The sequence below is a fragment of the Rhizobium sophorae genome (assembly GCF_013087515.1).
Lineage (GTDB): Bacteria > Pseudomonadota > Alphaproteobacteria > Rhizobiales > Rhizobiaceae > Rhizobium > Rhizobium sophorae.
In genome coordinates this window covers 174,872-191,918 of record NZ_JABFCN010000009.1, presented here as the reverse complement: position 1 = coordinate 191,918, position 17,047 = coordinate 174,872, and the positions used below count along the sequence as shown (strand labels likewise).

The window sequence follows — 17,047 nt, the reverse complement described above, 5'->3', positions numbered from 1 at the left end:
AACTCTCGGGATTTGCTATTTCACCTGAGAGGCTATTCTGTTCCGGCTCAGACGAACACGCGCGATCCTTCAAATAAATTGCTCATTCCTACAAATGCGTGATTGGCCGCCTTTACGGGACGCAAAGTGGACGGCCTACCTGGGACGCAGGGGCTAGTGAGAAGAAGAGCGAGGAATTGCCGAACCCTTCAATTCGATAAAGTTGGGGAGAGTCGCTTTTAATCGAAAGCCTTCTGCCGTAGCGTGGACAAGAGGCGGGTGGTCGGCGCATGTCCCACGATGTCGTAATCCAGCAGCAAGGTAATGCGCGTTATAGGTCAAGCAGCATCAAGCGGTGGGAACGCCACCGAGACAAGATGATCATGGCCTGCAGGTAAGGCGGCGCAGAGATTGAAACGGGCCCCCCACATAGCTGCGATGTAGCGCGGCTATGTGGGCTGGGCCAATCCACCGCGAGGCCCGAAGAAGGTCAGGCTTCCAGTGCTTCCTTAACTCGGTCTGGCGTGAACGGATAGTGCCGAAGTCGCACACCCCCGGTGAGGCGCGCGACAGCGTTGGCGATTGCCGGACCCGTGGGAGGGAGGCCAGCCTGACCAATGCCGCCAAACGAACTCCCGGGCGTCGGCACCACGGCGACCTCGATCTCAGGCGCCTCGGACATGCGGATCACTCGATACGTGTCGAAATTTGACTCCTGAACCTCGCCATTGACGACGTTGATTTGCTCAAAGAGGGCATGGCCGGTACCGTTGGTGATTCCGGTCATCATCATGGCCTCGATATGGAGGGGCTGGATCGCCACGCCGGGATCGATCGCGCACCAGACCTTGTGCACCCGGATTTCGCCAGTGTCGCGGTTGAGAGAAACCTCGGCGACCTGGGCGCAATGCGAGCCGAAGGCATCGGAGTAGGCCAGGCCGAGCCCCCGACCGTCCCGGGTGCGATCCCACTCAGCCATCCGGGTAACGGTCTCGATCACCTTTCGCGCGCGCGGCTGGTCCTTGAGAAGTTCCAGCCGCAACGCGGCGGGATCGATGCCCCTGGCGGCTGCAATCTCGTCGATGACACATTCGATCGCAAACCTCGTATAGCCGACCCCCACCGCGAACCAGAATCCGATGGCGAGACCCTTGTCTTGCCGCAGGTATTCGATCTGGTGGGCCGGCACTGCGTAATTGAATTTTGCGCCCTCGGTCACGACGTCGTCGTGACCGCCTGCCTCCGCGAAGACGGGCGGCAATGTGCGTGCAAAGATCGAGTCCGCTACGATGCGATGCCGCCAGCCGACGATGTTCCCCTCGGCATCGAGTCCGACCTTAACGTGCTGTGCCTCGAGTGGCCGGAACGTGTCGTGCCGGACGTCATCTTCCCGGCTCCAAATGACCTTAACCGGCCGGCCCTCCACGGCCTTGGCCAGCGACACCGCATCGATGATGAAGTCCGCCTCCGCCTTGCGTCCGAACCCGCCGCCGAGCAGGGTTGTGTTGACCTTGACCTTGTCGGGCGTAGTGCCCACCACCTTTGCCGCGAAACCCTGTGTGCCCGTCGGACCCTGGGTCGGCGCCCAGATCTCCACCCTGTCGCCGGTGACAAGCGCCGTGGCGTTCATCGGCTCCATGGTCGCGTGGGCGACATGGTCGCTCATGTAGTCGACTTCGATTACCCTCGCGGCCCCGGCAATTGCAGCCTCGGCGTCACCATTGGTGTGTGCAGGAACACCTTGCTGGCCAAGGTCGCGGCCGACGGCGCGATACTCGTCGATCAGCCGCTGGCTTGTGTAATTTCTGACCCGTGATGTGGTGCTCCAGGTCACCTTGAGCAGATCTTTCGCACGCTTCGTAGCTTCGACCGTTTCGCCGATAATGCCGACGCCGTAGGGCAGCGGGACGATCTGGGTGATGCCGGGCACGTTTCGCGCTTCGGCGTCGTCGATGGTCTCAGGCCGTTCGTCCTGAACCGGCGCCCGCAGAACCGCTCCAAAGAGCATGTTCGGAAGCTGGACGTCGATACCGAAGACGGCGGTTCCATTGACCTTGGAGGGCACGTCGATGCGCCGGATTGTCCTGCTTCCGATATAGCGCCACCTGTCGCTTGGCTTTAGATCAGCCTCAGTCGCCTGCGGCATTGGATCCGGAAGCACTGCCCTGACAGCGATCTCACCGTAGTCGAGCGAGCGGCCCGAGGGTGGATGCACGACCCTGTGGGGCTCGGTCTCGAGCTCCTTCACTGGCACGTTCAGCATGCCAGCCGCACCTGCAAGAAGGACCAAGCGGGTCTGGGCGCCGGTTAGCCGGAGCAGTGCATTGTAGCCGCGCGTAGACTCGCTACCACCGGTGAGTTGTATCCCGTAGAAACCGGGATTACCGTAGGTCTCGGCATCGGAGGGCGCCTGCACGACCCGCACACGGTTCCAATCGGCATCTAGCTCCTCGGCGACGAGGAGCGGCAGTGTCGTTGTGATGCCTTGGCCCATCTCGACCGCAGGTGAGATGATGCTGACGGTGCCGTCCGCCGCGATCGTGACCCAGGCGTTAGGACGGAAGTCACCTTGGGCGGAGGGGGCCATGTCTGCACCGTATGCAAGGCCGGGCGATCTCCCGAACGCGACTGCGATGCCTAAGCCACCGACAGTGACGAGGAAGCTGCGGCGCGACAGTGCGCGGCTCTGAGGCTGCAAGATGTGGGTCATGGCTCAGCCCTCCTGTGCGGCGCGTTGGATCGCGCTGATGATGCGGACGTAGGTCCCGCAACGACAAATGTTGCCGTCCATGTGAGCGATGATCTGCTCGCGAGTGGGGGCGGGAGTGTGTTCGAGGAGTGCTGCCGCCTGCATGATCTGGCCGGACTGACAGTATCCGCATTGCGGCACCTGCTCGGAGATCCAAGCCTTCTGCAGTGGATGGCTTGCGTCCGGCGACAGACCTTCAATGGTGGTCACTTCTCGGCCCGCAACGTCTTCCAGGAAGGTCTGGCATGAGCGTGTCGGTTCTCCGTCGATATGGACAGTGCACGCGCCGCATTGCGCAATCCCACAGCCGAATTTGGTGCCGGTGAGCTTCAGATGCTCGCGGATCACCCAAAGGAGCGGCGTATCGGGTTCGGCGGCGACATCAACCGCTCGCCCGTTGATCGTGAAGGTCGTCATAAATGCTTCTCCTCAATCTGGTGATTGGCTCTCGAGGTAATTGATGATTGCAGCCCGTTGTGCGCCATCGGGGATGCTGACGGTCATCCGTGTCCCGCGGATCATTTGGCGCGGCGCGGCGAGAAAGGTCTCGAGTGACTGGGGATCCCAGGTGATCCCGGAAGATTGCATGGCCTGGGAATAGTTCGCGCCTTCGACGGTGCCGGCAGTCCGGCCGATAACGCCAAGGAGTGGGGGTCCCATTTTGGTTTGTCCCGGCTCGATGTTGTGGCAGGCGGCGCAACGCTGCCGGAACAAGCGCTCTCCATCTGCCTCCTGAGCGGCGGCTGAAGACGCAGAGAACAGCCCGATAGGCAAAAGAATTGTAAACAGAGCGCCCGCCGGTCCTTTGATCCGATCTGCTGCCGGCGCGGGTATGGAATGGATCGTGGTGCAAATCATTGTATCGCCTCCATAGTCAGGCGATACGATAGTTATGCCTGTAGAAACGATCTATGCTCGGAAATCCGTGATATCTTTTTGATCGTCCGAACTTGATGTTTGATATCCTGATGGATGCGCTCACTACTGTAGCCGTGTTGGCAACACGTTTCCGCCGATATGCAGGACGTCTCGGCGACTGTTTCGCCAATGTTAACGCACGGTGCGGTCTCTCCCGCCAGACCGAGTTTGCGTGCTCGCCATCACTATTCTGGCAGTTGAGGCCGTTGTCCTAGACGGACACATTGTCCTTGCGAGCGTGTTCGCCGACTCCTCCGCGAGCCACACGCGTAGCCGTGGTTGCATCGCGCTGAAGAGGCTCGCAACGCAGGCCCAGTGCCCGGCTAGCCGCACGAGATGTCGTCAATCCTTCGCGTTTCCTGATTGTAGGAGACGTTCATTCTTGTCCAACCCAGATCTGAAGTTCGTGCGCACGCTGAACAGGACAGACGCCACGTCGCATTGGCTGGCTTTTCCGGAAGCGCATCGACGCTCTGACCGATGAAGCGTTGGAATTCCGACGCACGGCACTGGTCGCCGTAGTAAAATTTGCGCGAGCCATTTGGGGACTCCGCGATCCAGATACCCGGCTCACGCGGATGATTTCGGACTGTCGAGTTTTCAGGAGCCCAATACGTGAATGGCGGCCGCGGATCGGCAACCATCACGACATTCGGCGTGGCAAGCGGAGAAGCCGCAACCGGAGCCACCTCTGCGGACGTGCAACTGATCATGGCGGGCATGAACGTGACTGCCATGCCGAGGAAATAGAGCGATGACCGGATACGCATAACGAACCTCAACAGCAGGTATTCGTGTTGTGGTAGATCCGCAACGCGGCATCAACAAGGCTCGGTCTGATTGCGCTAGTCAGCGTCGCGCGACGGATCGACGTCCTCCGAGATCTCCTGCCTGAGCTTCGGCCCGGTCGCGAGTCGACGACCCAGAGCCGCGATGAACACCTCGTATCGTTCGCCGGCCTTGGCTCGAGCGGCCTGAGCGGCAGGCTCGGGCAAGGCCGGCGTCGTGGTCAGCCAGAAGCGGACGAAGATGGCCAGCGTCTCGACGGCGATACCGACGTCGCGCTCCATGCGGGTCATACGTCGGTCAATCTGGTCGAGGCGCTTGGTGATCGCTGCCTCCTGGCGTTCAGCCGCGTCGGGCGACAGGAAGGAAGCGATGCCGGCCTCGGCGACGAGCGAGAGTGAGTGACCACGCCTGGCCGCGTGGGCGGAGAGCGCCTTCATGACGTCGGGCTCAAGATAGACGGAGAGCCGCTGCTTCTTCGGGGATTTCGTCATCGCGGCACTCCTAAAGCTCGATGCCGTCGCCCGGGTCGAGCGAAGCCTGGCGGGCGACCTGCCGCATTTTCTGGTTTATCCGGCTGAGGCGCGCGGCGTCGTCATCCGCGTCGTCCGCCGGGTCGATCTCGAACTCGTTCTCGATCGGCGCCACTTTGGCGATCGGCTGCACGTGGCTCAGCTCGGGCTGGCGGCGGCGCTCGGAATCGGTCGTGTCCTCCTCATCTGGGTCGATCCCCGCCGTGACCGTCAGGATTTCTGGCGACGGCGGCAACGCCAGCTTGCTCCAGTCATCGGACGAGGCCCCATCCGGCTTGGTGATCTTTGGAGGCGGCAGCACTCGGTCCTGGAAGCGGCGATCCTCGTAATACCTCGCCTTCTTCGCCCGGATCGGCGGCGTGCCTGCGACCATGACGATCTCGTCGGAGGGCGGAAGCTGCATGATCTCGCCGGGCGTGAGCAACTGTCTGGCGGTTTCCGACCGCGACACCATCATGTGGCCGAGCCAGGGCGAAAGCCGATGGCCGGCATAGTTCTTCATCGCCCGCATCTCGGTCGCGGTGCCGAGCGCGTCCGACACGCGCTTGGCGGTTCGCTCGTCGTTGGTCGCAAAGCTGACCCGGACATGGCAGTTGTCGAGGATCGAATTGTTAGGCCCATAGGCCCTCTCGATTTGGTTCAGCGACTGGGCGATCAGGAAGCTTTTGAGGCCGTAGCCCGCCATAAACGCCAGCGCGGACTCGAAGAAGTCGAGCCGTCCGAGCGCCGGAAACTCGTCCAGCATGAGCAGCAGGCGGTGTCGGCCGCCCTTTGCCTGCAGGTCCTCCGTGAGGCGACGGCCGACCTGATTGAGGATCAGGCGGATCAGCGGCTTTGTCCGGTTGATGTCCGAGGGCGGAACCACGAGGTAAAGCGTCGATGGCCGCTTGCCGCCGACGACATCTGCGATGCGCCAGTCGCAGCGTCGGGTCACCTCGGCGACGACGGGATCGCGGTAGAGGCCGAGGAACGACATCGCAGTCGAAAGCACGCCGCTGCGTTCGTTGTCCGATTTGTTCAGCAGCTCGCGTGCGGCGCTGGCGATGACGGGATGCGGACCCGCTTCGCCGAGATGCGCTGTCTTCATCATCGCCGCCAACGTCGACTCGATCGGCCGCTTTGGATCGGAGAGGAAGGCGGCGACGCCGGCGAGGGTCTTGTCGGCCTCGGCATAGAGGACATGGAGGATCGCGCCGACCAGCAGCGCGTGACTGGTCTTTTCCCAGTGATTGCGCTTTTCGAGGCTGCCTTCCGGGTCAACTAGGATGTCGGCGATGTTCTGAACGTCGCGGACCTCCCACTCGCCACGGCGCACCTCGAGCAGCGGGTTATAGGCGGCTGACTTCGGGTTGGTCGGATCGAACAGCAGGACGCGGCCATGCTTTGAGCGGAAGCCCGCCGTCAGCGTCCAGTTCTCGCCCTTGATATCGTGGACGATCGCCGAGCCCGGCCAGGTCAGCAGCGACGGCACGACCAGGCCCACGCCCTTGCCGGAGCGGGTCGGGGCGAAGCACAGCACATGCTCGGGGCCGTCATGGCGCAGATAGTCGCGATCGAGCTTGCCGAGCACCACGCCATCGGGACCGAGCAGGCCGGCGGCCTTCACCTCGTCATCCCGCGCCCAGCGTGCCGAGCCATAGGTCTCGACGTTATTCGCTTCACGTGCCCGCCAGACCGACATGCCGATGGCAACGGCGATCGAGATAAAACCGCCCGACGCTGCGATATAGGCGCCCTCGACGAAGATCGGCGGCGCATAGGCATCGTAGAAGTACCACCACCAGAAGAAGGCCGGCGGATAATAGATCGGCCAGCCGGCCAGCTCGAACCAAGGGAGGCCGAGCTGCGGCTGGAAGCCGAGACGGTAGGCCGTCCACTGCGTCGCCGTCCAAGTCGTCATCAGGACGATCAAGCCGACAGTGAGGATCTGACCCCAGAGGATTTTGGTCGCCGACATGGCGGGCACTCCTTTCTTGATTGGGCTACATGCCGAGCCCGCGGTTGCGGCCGAAGCTCCAGTCGACACCGCCGGCGCCGCGCGACACGCCGGAGACGTGCTGACCGAGCTGGCGTTCGAGGGATGGCGACCAGGGCACGAGCTGGAAGCCGAGGCCGTCGTCGATCATGGCGAAGCGGCCCGACGCGAGCGCGAAGCGCTGGCGATAGGTGCCCGCCACATACTCGCCCGTTCCGGCCTTCGAGAATTGTCGGCCGGTCTCGGCCGCGAGCTTTTCGCCAAGGGCCTCCACCTCGCGCTGCCGCAGCGTGTCAATCAGCCCCGGCGAGAAACTGACGCCGCGCGTTTGCCGCTTGGCGAGGCCCTGGCCGACGAGATGCTCGGCCCGTCTGTCCATTGCCTGGCGAACCTCCGCGCCGAAGCCGCCGCCGCCGAGCGCAACGGGATCGCGGGCGATCGCCTGCCGGTCGAGCCAGGTCGCGCCGGTCGCGGTGACCTGGGCAGAGATGTCCAGATCCGAGCGGACGGCAAGCGCGACGCGCCGCTTCCCCCGCGCGTCGTCGAACTTGCGCAGTTCAACGATCGCGCCCGGTGCGCCGTCGCCCGCGGCCTCGAGGTCGGGTAGCTTGATGTGGTGGGTGCGGCCATCGACCCCGTCGACGACGGCATAGGCCGTGCCCTTGAGTTCGTCGTCGAGACCTCGCGTCACCAGCCGGCCGACAACGGGGTCGTTCAGGCTTTCGCCGGCCAGGACATAGGTCGCCGCGCCGCGCTCGATGCCGCGGTCGGTCAGCGCACGGTACATGCGCTTGATGATATCGCCGCGCTCGCCGAGCTCGCGCAGCGTCGCCTCGGCCTTCTCCGAGATCGTCCATTGGCCGGGGCCGATCTCGTCGGCAAGGCCAAGGCCTTGGAGCTTGCGCAGCCGCCCGACCTTCAGGGCGTGGAATTCATCCGGTTGCCGGTCGGGATGCGGGGCGAGATCAACGACGCCGGTCCTGTAGGCGTCGCGCGCGAGCTGGCGATCGAGATTGGTCCAGCGCTCGGACTCGATCTGGCGCTCGATGGTGCGACGGATTTCCAGATCGGTGCGCGGCCCCAGCTCCTGCGTGATGAGATCGCGTGCCCGGTCGCGCATGCCCTCCTTGATGTAGTCACGCGAGATGACGAGATTCTCGCCGTCGTCGCGGACGCCGCGCATGATCAAATGCACATGCGGATGCTCGGTGTTCCAGTGATCGACGGCGACCCAGTCGAGCCTTGTGCCGAGATCCTTCTCCATCTGCCCGACCAGCTCGCGGGTGAACTCTTTGAGGTCGGCCATCTCCACCGCGTCGTCGGGCGACACGATGAACCGGAAATGGTGGCGGTCGTCCTCGCACCGCTCCGCGAACGCCTTGGGATCGGCGTCATCCCCGTCTGGACCGAACAGCCGGGCCTTCTCTCCATCCCGGGTCACGCCTTCGCGGCGGAGGTAATTGAGGTGGGTGGCGAGCGGCGCGTTGCGTCCGCCCTGACGCACGACCCGCGCCTTGACGACGGCGCCCCGCGAGCGGGCGGTCAGCAGGCGGTTGGCCTGCACAGCCGCGCGCTGGCCGCGGCCGAAGCGCGAGCGGTTGCCCGGCCCGATCCTTCCTTGCCGGGATACCGCGCCGCCGGCCTTCTGCGCGGCGGCGAGCGCCTGCGCGATGAAGGGTCTGACTTGTTGCGCGCGCGTCGAGCGGATGCGGCCCGGCCGGATGCGGAAATCGTCCTCGGTGCTCATGGGCGTGGCCCCGCACATCGCGCAAAGCCGAGGAAATCGTTGGGCAAGCGCCGCGCGCGCAGGCTGCGCCGATCAGGCGCACCTCGCGCAAAGGCGCCATAACCCCTTGAAAAACTACAACCGCACAAGGCCGCACATCGCGGCCCTTTATCCTGCCATCGTGCGGTTGTGGTGACTGCTTTTCCCACTTCTGACGCCAATTCTACGCCAGAGCCCGACAATGCCGCAGAGAGTGCGAAGCCCATCATCGCGGCCCCGCACTATCGGAACGCATCACGAAAAGGCCGTCCGATCGCAGTGCAGGTTGTGCCGGATCGGCCGCGGACTCTGCCGCAGATGGTGTAGCCGGATCGGCGTCCGCATGCTGCTGATCTGCACGCGGCCTGCTATCGACCTGCACGATGAAGAGCGGCGCACGGGTCCAGGCGAGCGGATCGGCGGTCGCTACCGTGATGGGGGCAGCAAGATCGCCGCCACCGATGATCGGTGCGAGAGCGGCGACATAGGCGCGCGTTTCGGCCGGCAATGTGCGACCCGTCGTGCGATATTCCTCATAGCGCCCGGGACCAGCATTGTAGGCCGCCAGAAAGCCGGGCGAACCGTAGCGATCGTGCATCTCGCGCAGATACGCAGCGCCCGCCATGATGTTGTCGCGTGGGTCGTAGGGATCGCCGCCGAGACCATGTCGAGCGCGCAAATCGCGCCACGTCGCTGGCATGATCTGCATCAGGCCTATCGCGCCCTCGGGCGAGATCGCGCGCACATCACCGCGGCTTTCGACGCGCATGACGGCTCGAATCCACGCCTCCGGAATGCCGAACCGGCGCGCTGCGTCGGTGATATGACCAGCATAGGGATCGCTAGGTGATGCGCGCTCCACCGATGCGTCTTGTGCGGCGGCCGGAACGGTCGACGACAGGCCGGTGAACAGGCCGGAAAGGAGAAGGAAGACTGTGTGCCGGACGGTGGGAAACCGTCCGACAACAGCGCGATGGCGGTGGACCGGCATCGCTCAGTCCCGCTCGCCGCGCTTGGGCGGGCGGTTCCAGTGCAGGCCCCAGGCGGACTTGTCGTCGGCCGACTGGAACAGATTAGCGCGGATCGGCTGCGGGAAGCATGGATCGTCGAGCTGCAGCGCGACGTACTCTCCGGCCTTCTCACCGGTGCGCTTCCAACCCGCGCCGAGTTCGGCTCGGGGTTCGTTGTTCATACTGTCGAAGATATGGACGCGAAAATCCGGCGCATTCTCGGCATCGGACGGCTCGGCCGGAATGATGATGATGTCCTGCTGCAGCAGGAGTGTTTCCAAGTGGCCGATGAAGCCACCATCGTCGCGGGTGAATTGACCGATCAGAGACATGATTTCCTCCTTCAGATTGCGGTGAGGTTGGGCATGGGCTCGCCGTCACCGCGTCGGCGCGCGCCAGACGAAGCGGCCATCGCCGTCCTCGTCGGTGTAGAGAGGGATGGCCCGGCCGATCACGGCGGAGGCCGGCAGCGGTCCGAAGTAGCGGCCGTCGAGGCTGTCGCGGACTTCCCAGTTCATCAGGAACAGCTCGCCCTCGGCGACGACGCGGCAGCCCTGCCAGACGGGCAGCGGATTGCCGTGGCGGTCGCGATCCAGCGCCTCGCCGAGTGGCACGGCGTCGACGGTGATCGCGAGGCCCGTCCTGCAAACCCGCTGGCCAGGAAGCGCCACGACGCGCTTCATCAGCGGCACGCCGCGCGGCAGATAACCGCCCTCAGCAAGGAAGCTCGCGAGCGGCTCGGGCGCATTCACGGCGACCAGATCGGTGACGTCCTGCGACCGGTCCGGCTCGATGGAGTAGAGGCCAATGGGCGTGCTGGCCGACGCGTTCCAGATCAGCTTCGGCGCGAAGGAAACGAGCGACAGAATGCCCAGCAACGACACGGCGGCCGTCGTGGTGATGGCGTAGCCGAGCCGGCTCATGCGCCAATCTCCCGGCGGAGAAGGAAGGCGCGATGGCGCTGCATCGTGTAGCTGCGCGGCGTCTCGCCGGCCGTCAGGCGGTTATGGACGTGCCGCCAGTGATCGGGCGAGACATCAACTGGATCGATGCCGATGGCCTCGACCGCGTCGATGAGTTGGAGGATGCGCTCCACTTTCGGCCAGCCATCGACCCGTAGCAGGATGTCGCCGCCAGGCGTTACGGCCGGGAGCGTCTGGCAGGGTTCGCCGGAAGCGACCGCGCGCAGAATGTCGAGCCGGGAGAGCACGGTGCCGTGCTCGTTCGCGGCCCAGCGCACCAGCGCGAAGGTCACGCCGGGAGGGAAAAAGAGGATGCGGCGGCGTCGGTCGAGGACCTGTTCGCGGACCTCGCGGCCGAAGCGGATCCAGTGTTCGATCTGCTTCTCGATCCAGACCAGTTCGACCTGGGTGAGATCTTCCGGCGGCGCATGAAGGGCGCGGCCGGGGCGCGCGGATGCGGCGGCAAGGCCGGTCATTGAGCGTCTCCTTGGGCTGGTGGAAATTCGCGCTCGAACAGCGCGCGGAGCATGTCGGCGACCGTCTGGCCGCGCTGGAAGGCCGCGATCTTGATCCGGCCGCGCATGTCGGCGGTGACGTCGATGGTCAGCCTGGCCGAGAAGTCGTCGGCGCTTTGAGGTTGCCGGGCCTGGCGATCGGGGGCCTTGATCCAACTCTCCGGATCGCCTGGTCGGGATGCGAAGCCGCGGTTGGGGGATCGTTCGCTCATGCGCCGAGCCTCGCCACCTCGGCCGCGAACGCGGCGATCTCGCGCGCACCTGGACTATCCTCGTCCTGCTCAGCAGCGATCCGGCCGGTCTGCACGACATCGGCGAAGACGATGCGCTGACCGATGGTGGTGGCGAGCAAAGACGGGTCGTGGTCGGCGAGCGTCTCGGCGGTTTCGCGGGCGAGCACCGTGCGCGCCGCGCAGCGGTTCAGCACGAAGCGCGCGGCAAGGTCGGGACGGTAGATGCGCGCCTCGCCGAGCAGCGCCAGCATCTCGGCCGACGCCCAGCCGTCGAACGGCGACGGCTGCACTGGGATCAGCACGAGATCGGCGGCGAGCAGCGCCGAGCGCATGAGGCTGGCGACGCGTGGCGGCCCATCGATGACGACATGGTCGGCGTCACGGGCCAGCTCGGGCGCTTCGCGATGCAGGGTGTCGCGCGCCAGGCCGACGACGCCGAAGAGCCGCTGCAATCCCTCCCGGCTGCGTTGCTGCGACCAGTCCAGCGCCGAGCCCTGTGGGTCGGCGTCGATCAACGTGACGCGCTGCCCATGTCGAGCCCATTCGCCAGCGAGATGCAGCGCCAGCGTCGTCTTGCCGACGCCGCCCTTCTGGTTGAGGAGAGCGACGATCATGACGGTCTCCCGGGAAAAGGGGACTCGTCCACACGGCGCGAGAAAGCGGGTTCCGTTAGAAAGATTCCGAAGGAATCTAGGTTAGATAAGTTACGGGGCCTGCAAGCGGCTGATTCAGCATGATGAATAGGCGATTCCGGTCCCCGATAGCACGAGAGTCCGGTCCCCGATGGCACGACAGTGCCGGTCCCTGATAGCACGAGACTATTCACAGCTTATCCCCAGGGCGAGTTGACGAGCGGCGACGGCGGCGCGGGATGCCGAGCGCGTCGGGATCGGTGGGTACGAAGGACAGGATTTCCGGACCGCCGAGGCATTGCTCGATGGTGAGCCGGTAGCCCGGCAGCGGCTGGCGGCGGACGATGTCGCGCAGGTCGTAGGCGAAGTGCTTGAGCGGTGAGAGACTGCCGGATTTCGCGTGGAGGTGCGGGAAGTCGAAGCTCCAGCCGAACTCTTGTTTGCCGCCGTGCTTGCGCACCAGGCGGTAGAGCCAGCGCTCCAGGCCGCCCGTGAGACCGAAATAGTTTCGGTCAATTGTCAGCACGAGCGCGTCGTCCAGGACGGCGCCATAGAACCAGTCGGGGAGGATCAGCTCGAGACCGAGCGGACGTCCTCGATGGTCGGCGCGCTCCTTCCATTCGTTGATCCAAGAGAAGCGGTGCATCCGCCGTTCGGTCGGCTGGCGGATCGAGGTCGCGACCGTGGTCGATTGCAATCGGTCGAGTGCCGCCTTCAGGCGGTCGTAATCGCGCAGCGATGCGCCGCGGCCGATGAAGTTCAAGATTTCATAGGGGGTAGTCGCCATCAGGCGCGACGGGCGTAGGCCGACGTCGCGGGCTTCGACGATCTGCGAAGCCGCCCAGATCAGGACGTCCGCGTCCCAGATCGTCGCCATGCCGTGCTCGGGCACGGCTTCGACGCGGATCTTCACCGAGCCCGCTTTAAAGTCGATCGGCGCGAGGCGCTTCGACTTGGCGAGCGAGAAGAACGGATAGGCCATGAGGTCCTGCGCGTCGCGGGGCGCGAGATCGCCGGGCAACGCCCGAAACAGATCGAGCTGCGCGCGGTCATCGTGATGGGTGTGGCGGGACAGCATGGCCGGCCGCCTCAGCGCGCGAAGCGGCCGCCGGCGGTGGCGGAGGATGCGGCGGCCTGGCGCTTGGCTGGGAGCACCGTGCCGCCACGGGGATCGGAGGTCGAGGTGACGAGACCCCGGTCCGCCCAGCTCTGCAGGTCCTCGACGGAATAGACGACGCGACCACCGAGTTTGCGGTAGGTAGGCCCGGTTCCGTAGGTCCGGTGCTTCTCTAGGGTACGCTCGGAAAGGCCAAGGAAGCGGGCCGCTTCCTGCGTCCTCAGATAGCGCGGCGGTATATTGGCGGCTTTTTCGGCCATGATCGAACCTCCGTGGTCTCGCGGGTGGCCGCTACGAACAAGCGGCGGGTTGCGAGCACGGTGGCGTGGTGACGGCGCCTCGGGCAGGAACGAAGTTAGGGGACTATTTTTGATACCTACTGCAGATCAGCGGCGGCGCGGGCGGCGGAGCAGCGTGCGGTAGCCGCCGCGCACGTAGGACAGGCCGTCCCGCGCAAGCCGGGCGATCGTTATCCGGACCGGGTTTTCATCCCACGTCGCGGCATCAGGTTTGAGGTTGGGAAAGATCTGCTCGGCGATCCTTCGATAGCTCGCGCTCGCGAAACGCGCGTCGAGGACGCGGAGCATCAGACGTGCCCGATGACGGCGCTGCGGTGTGAGGCGTGGATCGGTCGGCACACGCTTGCCGAACATTGCATGCCAGAGGCGTTCGACAGCTGTCAGCCGGTCGGGCGTCAATTCATCGAACATGACGAATGCGCCGAGGGGGCAGGCGTCATCGACGTCGACCAGGGCCACGTCGTGGGGTTCGCCCCGCAGCACCAGCCGGATCAGGCGAGCATCATGTTCAATGATGGCGTGGGTGCGCAGATCCTCAACACTGAGGCGGAGATCTCCCGCCGGGTTCGGTCCGGCGGTAAACGGGAGTGTCGCCGGATCGGTTTGCGGGGTCCAGAAGATCGGCTGGACGAGCGCGGAGTTGCGAGGGTCGGCGACGAAATCGCAACCCCCATTGTTCGGCAAACTTGCGCGCAATGTCCTCGGTTAGCCGGCCGGTGGACACCAATTCCTGATAGGATTTTCTGTAATCGGGATTACGACGCAGGAACTCCCAGGCGAGATCGCCGGGCGTCAACTTGTCGATATAGTCATAGGCGGCTTCAGACCGCCAACTTTCATCTTCGGACATCTCCACCGTCTCCGCGCAAGGTCCACAACGCGAGTTATGCAGTGGATACGATTCCCGGTTGAATGAAGCGCGGGAAGAACGAAGTGGCCGCAACGTGATGCGATTTGCGCATCACCTCAGTGCAGGCGGCCTTGGAGAAGCTGGCAGAAGCCGCTTGTCGTCATCCATTTGGCGCGGTCGAGATGGCTGGTGTAGACGTGCAGGGCGCGCTCCGGTTCGGCCTTGGCGTCGAGGCCGAAGAGAACTTCGACGACTTCGCGCCAGTCGGCGCTCGCCGCGTCGGCATCGAGCAGCCGGGCGTAGAGCTTCAGATGCGCCTCGTCATAGGCGGTCAAAGCCGCCCCGGTGGGCGGCTGATCAAGAAAGTCGTCTTTGGTCACAACATCCCCCGATGATGAGATGTATCCAAACTGGAGGAGATTGTTAACGATGATTTCATCGGAATGATGACGCAAGGCCCTGACGCGGGAAGACGTGGCAACGCCGCGACCTGTCGAACGTCAGGTTTCCTTGTTCGTATCAACGAGCAGCACTCCCTTGCCCTGATCGGAGTTCAGGAAGACGATGCCGGCGCGTTCGAAAGCCCGTCTCACCTCATCGCGCGTGCTCTCGAAGACCTCGAGCCCACTGAGGGATTCGAGGCGCTTGAGTGCGGTCAATGAGACCCGGGCCTTGTCAGCGAGCGTCTCCTGTGTCCAACCCAGCAACGCGCGTGCGGCCCGAAACTGTCGGGCGGTGATCATGCATGATCACCTCCCACACGGACCTACGCGTACGCCAAAACTACGGCTATAATAGTCGTTCTTGGCTTGGTTTTCTAGTCGGAAGTGGCTGTTAAGGCTTTCTGCGACCGTGAAAGGCGACAACTGATTCGGTCGCCGCCAAGCCGAAGGCCCCGGCCTGTTTGGCCGGGGCCTTGCGCGGGCCTCAGTCGCCGCGCCGCCCGTTGGGGCGGGACCAGATGAGCGAGAAGCTCTCGTCCTCGTCGTCGAAGAGGTTGGCGTAGATCGGGGCGTTGAAGCTCGGATCGTCCAGCTTGAGGCCCAGATAGTCGCGGCCCTCATTGGAGCGCTTGGACCAGGCGGCGCCGATCTCGGCGCGGCCGACCAGGACCCGGTGGCTGGGGGCGTTCTCGCCGGTGGCGCGCTGGTCGGGGACGATGCGCACGTTCTTGGCCTGGACGCTGAGGGTTGTGATTTCGCCGGTGAACTCGTTCGAGCCGGTCTTCTTGAAGGTTCCGATGGTCGCCATTGTAAGTCTCCGTTTTCCGTTCCCGAGCCCGCACCATTGCGGCCTCGATGGCGATCGGCAGGCCGGAGGCGATCGACGGCACACCCCGAAGGGGCCTGACAGCTAAGGAGGGCTTTCTTGTCTCGCGAGGAATGGCGGCAAAGCCGGCAGGGGAAGAAAGTTTGACGCGGCTGTTGCGTCTAGGCGATCGAGGCGCAGCCGGCCTTCGGCCAGATCAGGCCATTGAAGAGGCCGTTTGGAGCGGTCGAGGCACGGTCAGAGAACGGAGAAAATGGCGGCCGTCCCGCGCCAGCAAATCGGCGTCGCTGCAACGCTCACCGGCTTCGTCCCCTCCCGGCAGGCCAACGCTGCTGCATCCTGGCCCTTTCGCCGCCAATAGGAGAGATCGCCGCTCCGAATGTTCGGCGCGCCGCCGAGACATGATACCGCTCAAGCAGGCTCCAATGACGACCGCTTTGTCAGGCCGAGCGTCGATGCATGCCACAACGGTCCATCGCTCCGACATGGGACGAGGGGACGACCGCTCACCGCTGCGCTGACCCTCCTGACGGCGATGATGAAGATCAGGCCCGCGCAAGATCCCGGTCGGACGGGCTCAGGGCTGCCGCCATTCCCGCGACCCGCACGAAGGCGGTGATGCCGACCGCGATCGCACCAATGACGGAAAAGGTGATTTGCCATCCGTCGGACGGCATGAGGTGCTTCACAATGCCATGCGTGGCGTGGAATCCAGCAATCGCCGCCGGCGCAACGAAGGCAATGGCCACAAGTAACTTCACCCACATCGGGCGGACGAAGGTGATTAGCAGTTGACCGGTGGCCAGCGTGAAGGCGGCGGCGACGGCCCCGACCAGGATTGCGCCGGGGATGCCGCCGCCGGTGCCGTGCGCTCAGGCCCCTGCGGTCACGCCGACGAGCGCCGGCAGCGCGAAGACGGCCAGCGTGAACAGCAGTCAGCAAAGCAGGCCGATCGCTGCGAGGGATGCAAGTATTGCGAGGAAGATCATGGTGGTGGCCTCAGTGAGAAAAGTCTGACGGTCGCGTCTTCCACCACCACCACGGCGCGCTCGAACTATAGTTGAAAATCGACCGCGCCGGGAGCGGAAATCGCGTGCGACTTCCGCGCGGCGGCGCCGGTTCGCCCCGGTCAGGGGGCGAAGGGATCGATCTCATGGACGATCGCGGCCGTGTCGCCGTCGTACTCGCTGGCGAGTGTCACCGAGAGGGTGCCGTCGCCGGCTTGGAAGATGATGATGGCGGCCATCAGTGTGGTGGCGAGGCTGAAGGCGAAGGCGTGCGCGTCGTTGAGGGACATCGATCCGGCTCCTGTTTGAGCGGAGGACCATCCCCCGCTGACAGGCGCCCGATGTGTCGGACTGAGCGCTGCAATCACGGCGCAGGCGAAGCCGAAGCGGCGGCATGCTCGCATAGCCGACCCTTTACGGGTTGATGGCGTCAGGCGATCAGTCGGAC

Annotated in this window: 21 protein-coding genes and 1 pseudogene; all 22 read right to left on the bottom strand. The window is 64.5% G+C overall.

From position 1 onward, the window contains the following. Nucleotides 1-469 precede the first annotated feature (469 nt). Nucleotides 470-2,689, bottom strand: a complete 2,220-nt coding sequence (locus G9X64_RS05660; RefSeq protein WP_171376128.1) for a xanthine dehydrogenase family protein molybdopterin-binding subunit — start codon at nt 2,687-2,689, stop codon at nt 470-472. Nucleotides 2,690-2,692: 3 nt separating this feature from the next. After that, nucleotides 2,693-3,145, bottom strand: a complete 453-nt coding sequence (locus tag G9X64_RS05655) for a (2Fe-2S)-binding protein (RefSeq protein WP_171376127.1) — start codon at nt 3,143-3,145, stop codon at nt 2,693-2,695. Nucleotides 3,146-3,157: 12 nt separating this feature from the next. Next, the gene (locus tag G9X64_RS05650) at nt 3,158-3,586 is read right to left on the bottom strand and encodes a c-type cytochrome (RefSeq protein ID WP_171376126.1); all 429 of its coding nucleotides are present in this window, start codon (nt 3,584-3,586) and stop codon (nt 3,158-3,160) included. 383 nt (nt 3,587-3,969) lie between these two features. Beyond that, the gene (locus tag G9X64_RS05645) at nt 3,970-4,416 is read right to left on the bottom strand and encodes a hypothetical protein (RefSeq protein ID WP_171376125.1); all 447 of its coding nucleotides are present in this window, start codon (nt 4,414-4,416) and stop codon (nt 3,970-3,972) included. Between the two features lie 75 nt (nt 4,417-4,491). Beyond that, nucleotides 4,492-4,926, bottom strand: coding sequence for a CopG family transcriptional regulator (locus tag G9X64_RS05640; protein ID WP_171376124.1), 435 nt, complete (start codon nt 4,924-4,926; stop codon nt 4,492-4,494). A 10-nt stretch (nt 4,927-4,936) separates the two neighbouring features. Continuing rightward, nucleotides 4,937-6,922 (bottom strand): conjugal transfer protein TraG, encoded by a 1,986-nt coding sequence (locus G9X64_RS05635; RefSeq protein WP_171376123.1) that lies wholly within the window; start codon nt 6,920-6,922, stop codon nt 4,937-4,939. 25 nt (nt 6,923-6,947) lie between these two features. Then, on the bottom strand, nt 6,948-8,687 hold the full coding sequence (locus tag G9X64_RS05630) for a relaxase/mobilization nuclease domain-containing protein (protein WP_171376122.1): 1,740 nt from the start codon (nt 8,685-8,687) through the stop codon (nt 6,948-6,950). A gap of 244 nt (nt 8,688-8,931) precedes the next feature. Continuing rightward, nucleotides 8,932-9,696: a lytic transglycosylase domain-containing protein gene (locus G9X64_RS05625; protein WP_171376121.1), complete on the bottom strand. Its 765-nt coding sequence runs from the start codon at nt 9,694-9,696 to the stop codon at nt 8,932-8,934. Nucleotides 9,697-9,699: 3 nt separating this feature from the next. Then, nucleotides 9,700-10,047 carry a DUF736 domain-containing protein gene (locus tag G9X64_RS05620; RefSeq protein WP_171376120.1) on the bottom strand — a complete coding sequence of 116 codons (348 nt, stop codon included), beginning with the start codon at nt 10,045-10,047 and terminating at the stop codon, nt 9,700-9,702. A gap of 45 nt (nt 10,048-10,092) precedes the next feature. Continuing rightward, nucleotides 10,093-10,638 carry a S26 family signal peptidase gene (locus G9X64_RS05615; protein WP_171376119.1) on the bottom strand — a complete coding sequence of 182 codons (546 nt, stop codon included), beginning with the start codon at nt 10,636-10,638 and terminating at the stop codon, nt 10,093-10,095. Continuing rightward, nucleotides 10,635-11,153 (bottom strand): DUF2840 domain-containing protein, encoded by a 519-nt coding sequence (locus G9X64_RS05610; protein ID WP_171376118.1) that lies wholly within the window; start codon nt 11,151-11,153, stop codon nt 10,635-10,637. Before G9X64_RS05610 ends, G9X64_RS05615 begins: the two co-directional genes overlap by 4 nt. Beyond that, on the bottom strand, nt 11,150-11,404 hold the full coding sequence (locus G9X64_RS05605) for a hypothetical protein (RefSeq protein WP_171376117.1): 255 nt from the start codon (nt 11,402-11,404) through the stop codon (nt 11,150-11,152). Before G9X64_RS05605 ends, G9X64_RS05610 begins: the two co-directional genes overlap by 4 nt. Next, nucleotides 11,401-12,039, bottom strand: coding sequence for a ParA family partition ATPase (parA, locus tag G9X64_RS05600; protein WP_171376116.1), 639 nt, complete (start codon nt 12,037-12,039; stop codon nt 11,401-11,403). The genes G9X64_RS05605 and parA overlap by 4 nt, the downstream gene beginning before the upstream one ends. Nucleotides 12,040-12,247: 208 nt before the next feature. Then, a complete protein-coding gene (locus tag G9X64_RS05595) occupies nt 12,248-13,135 on the bottom strand; it encodes a replication initiator protein A (RefSeq protein WP_171376115.1) in 888 nt (295 codons plus the stop codon). 11 nt (nt 13,136-13,146) lie between these two features. Next, on the bottom strand, nt 13,147-13,434 hold the full coding sequence (locus tag G9X64_RS05590; RefSeq protein ID WP_171376114.1) for a helix-turn-helix transcriptional regulator: 288 nt from the start codon (nt 13,432-13,434) through the stop codon (nt 13,147-13,149). Nucleotides 13,435-13,560: 126 nt separating this feature from the next. Further along, nucleotides 13,561-14,004, bottom strand: a complete 444-nt coding sequence (locus G9X64_RS05585) for a DUF2285 domain-containing protein (protein WP_246270913.1) — start codon at nt 14,002-14,004, stop codon at nt 13,561-13,563. 4 nt (nt 14,005-14,008) lie between these two features. Then, entirely contained in the window at nt 14,009-14,323 is a 315-nt protein-coding gene (locus G9X64_RS36395; RefSeq protein ID WP_246270903.1) for a transcriptional regulator domain-containing protein, read from the bottom strand. A gap of 116 nt (nt 14,324-14,439) precedes the next feature. Beyond that, nucleotides 14,440-14,703: a DUF2285 domain-containing protein gene (locus G9X64_RS05580; protein ID WP_171376112.1), complete on the bottom strand. Its 264-nt coding sequence runs from the start codon at nt 14,701-14,703 to the stop codon at nt 14,440-14,442. A gap of 120 nt (nt 14,704-14,823) precedes the next feature. After that, the gene (locus G9X64_RS05575; RefSeq protein WP_171376111.1) at nt 14,824-15,066 is read right to left on the bottom strand and encodes a helix-turn-helix domain-containing protein; all 243 of its coding nucleotides are present in this window, start codon (nt 15,064-15,066) and stop codon (nt 14,824-14,826) included. 184 nt (nt 15,067-15,250) lie between these two features. Continuing rightward, nucleotides 15,251-15,574, bottom strand: coding sequence for a DUF736 domain-containing protein (locus G9X64_RS05570; RefSeq protein ID WP_171376110.1), 324 nt, complete (start codon nt 15,572-15,574; stop codon nt 15,251-15,253). Nucleotides 15,575-16,137: 563 nt separating this feature from the next. Further along, a pseudogene (locus G9X64_RS05565) lies at nt 16,138-16,527 on the bottom strand (hypothetical protein). Nucleotides 16,528-16,721: 194 nt separating this feature from the next. Then, nucleotides 16,722-16,889, bottom strand: a complete 168-nt coding sequence (locus G9X64_RS05560) for a hypothetical protein (protein WP_171376109.1) — start codon at nt 16,887-16,889, stop codon at nt 16,722-16,724. Nucleotides 16,890-17,047: the final 158 nt, after the last annotated feature.

Coding starts and splice junctions, on each gene's coding strand:
- G9X64_RS05660 (WP_171376128.1), bottom strand. CDS start 2,689: ATGACCCACATCTTGCAGCCTCAGAGCCGCGCACTGTCGCGCCGCAGC.
- G9X64_RS05655 (WP_171376127.1), bottom strand. CDS start 3,145: ATGACGACCTTCACGATCAACGGGCGAGCGGTTGATGTCGCCGCCGAA.
- G9X64_RS05650 (WP_171376126.1), bottom strand. CDS start 3,586: ATGATTTGCACCACGATCCATTCCATACCCGCGCCGGCAGCAGATCGG.
- G9X64_RS05645 (WP_171376125.1), bottom strand. CDS start 4,416: ATGCGTATCCGGTCATCGCTCTATTTCCTCGGCATGGCAGTCACGTTC.
- G9X64_RS05640 (WP_171376124.1), bottom strand. CDS start 4,926: ATGACGAAATCCCCGAAGAAGCAGCGGCTCTCCGTCTATCTTGAGCCC.
- G9X64_RS05635 (WP_171376123.1), bottom strand. CDS start 6,922: ATGTCGGCGACCAAAATCCTCTGGGGTCAGATCCTCACTGTCGGCTTG.
- G9X64_RS05630 (WP_171376122.1), bottom strand. CDS start 8,687: ATGAGCACCGAGGACGATTTCCGCATCCGGCCGGGCCGCATCCGCTCG.
- G9X64_RS05625 (WP_171376121.1), bottom strand. CDS start 9,696: ATGCCGGTCCACCGCCATCGCGCTGTTGTCGGACGGTTTCCCACCGTC.
- G9X64_RS05620 (WP_171376120.1), bottom strand. CDS start 10,047: ATGTCTCTGATCGGTCAATTCACCCGCGACGATGGTGGCTTCATCGGC.
- G9X64_RS05615 (WP_171376119.1), bottom strand. CDS start 10,638: ATGAGCCGGCTCGGCTACGCCATCACCACGACGGCCGCCGTGTCGTTG.
- G9X64_RS05610 (WP_171376118.1), bottom strand. CDS start 11,153: ATGACCGGCCTTGCCGCCGCATCCGCGCGCCCCGGCCGCGCCCTTCAT.
- G9X64_RS05605 (WP_171376117.1), bottom strand. CDS start 11,404: ATGAGCGAACGATCCCCCAACCGCGGCTTCGCATCCCGACCAGGCGAT.
- parA (WP_171376116.1), bottom strand. CDS start 12,039: ATGATCGTCGCTCTCCTCAACCAGAAGGGCGGCGTCGGCAAGACGACG.
- G9X64_RS05595 (WP_171376115.1), bottom strand. CDS start 13,135: ATGCTGTCCCGCCACACCCATCACGATGACCGCGCGCAGCTCGATCTG.
- G9X64_RS05590 (WP_171376114.1), bottom strand. CDS start 13,434: ATGGCCGAAAAAGCCGCCAATATACCGCCGCGCTATCTGAGGACGCAG.
- G9X64_RS36395 (WP_246270903.1), bottom strand. CDS start 14,323: ATGTCCGAAGATGAAAGTTGGCGGTCTGAAGCCGCCTATGACTATATC.
- G9X64_RS05575 (WP_171376111.1), bottom strand. CDS start 15,066: ATGATCACCGCCCGACAGTTTCGGGCCGCACGCGCGTTGCTGGGTTGG.
- G9X64_RS05570 (WP_171376110.1), bottom strand. CDS start 15,574: ATGGCGACCATCGGAACCTTCAAGAAGACCGGCTCGAACGAGTTCACC.
- G9X64_RS05560 (WP_171376109.1), bottom strand. CDS start 16,889: ATGTCCCTCAACGACGCGCACGCCTTCGCCTTCAGCCTCGCCACCACA.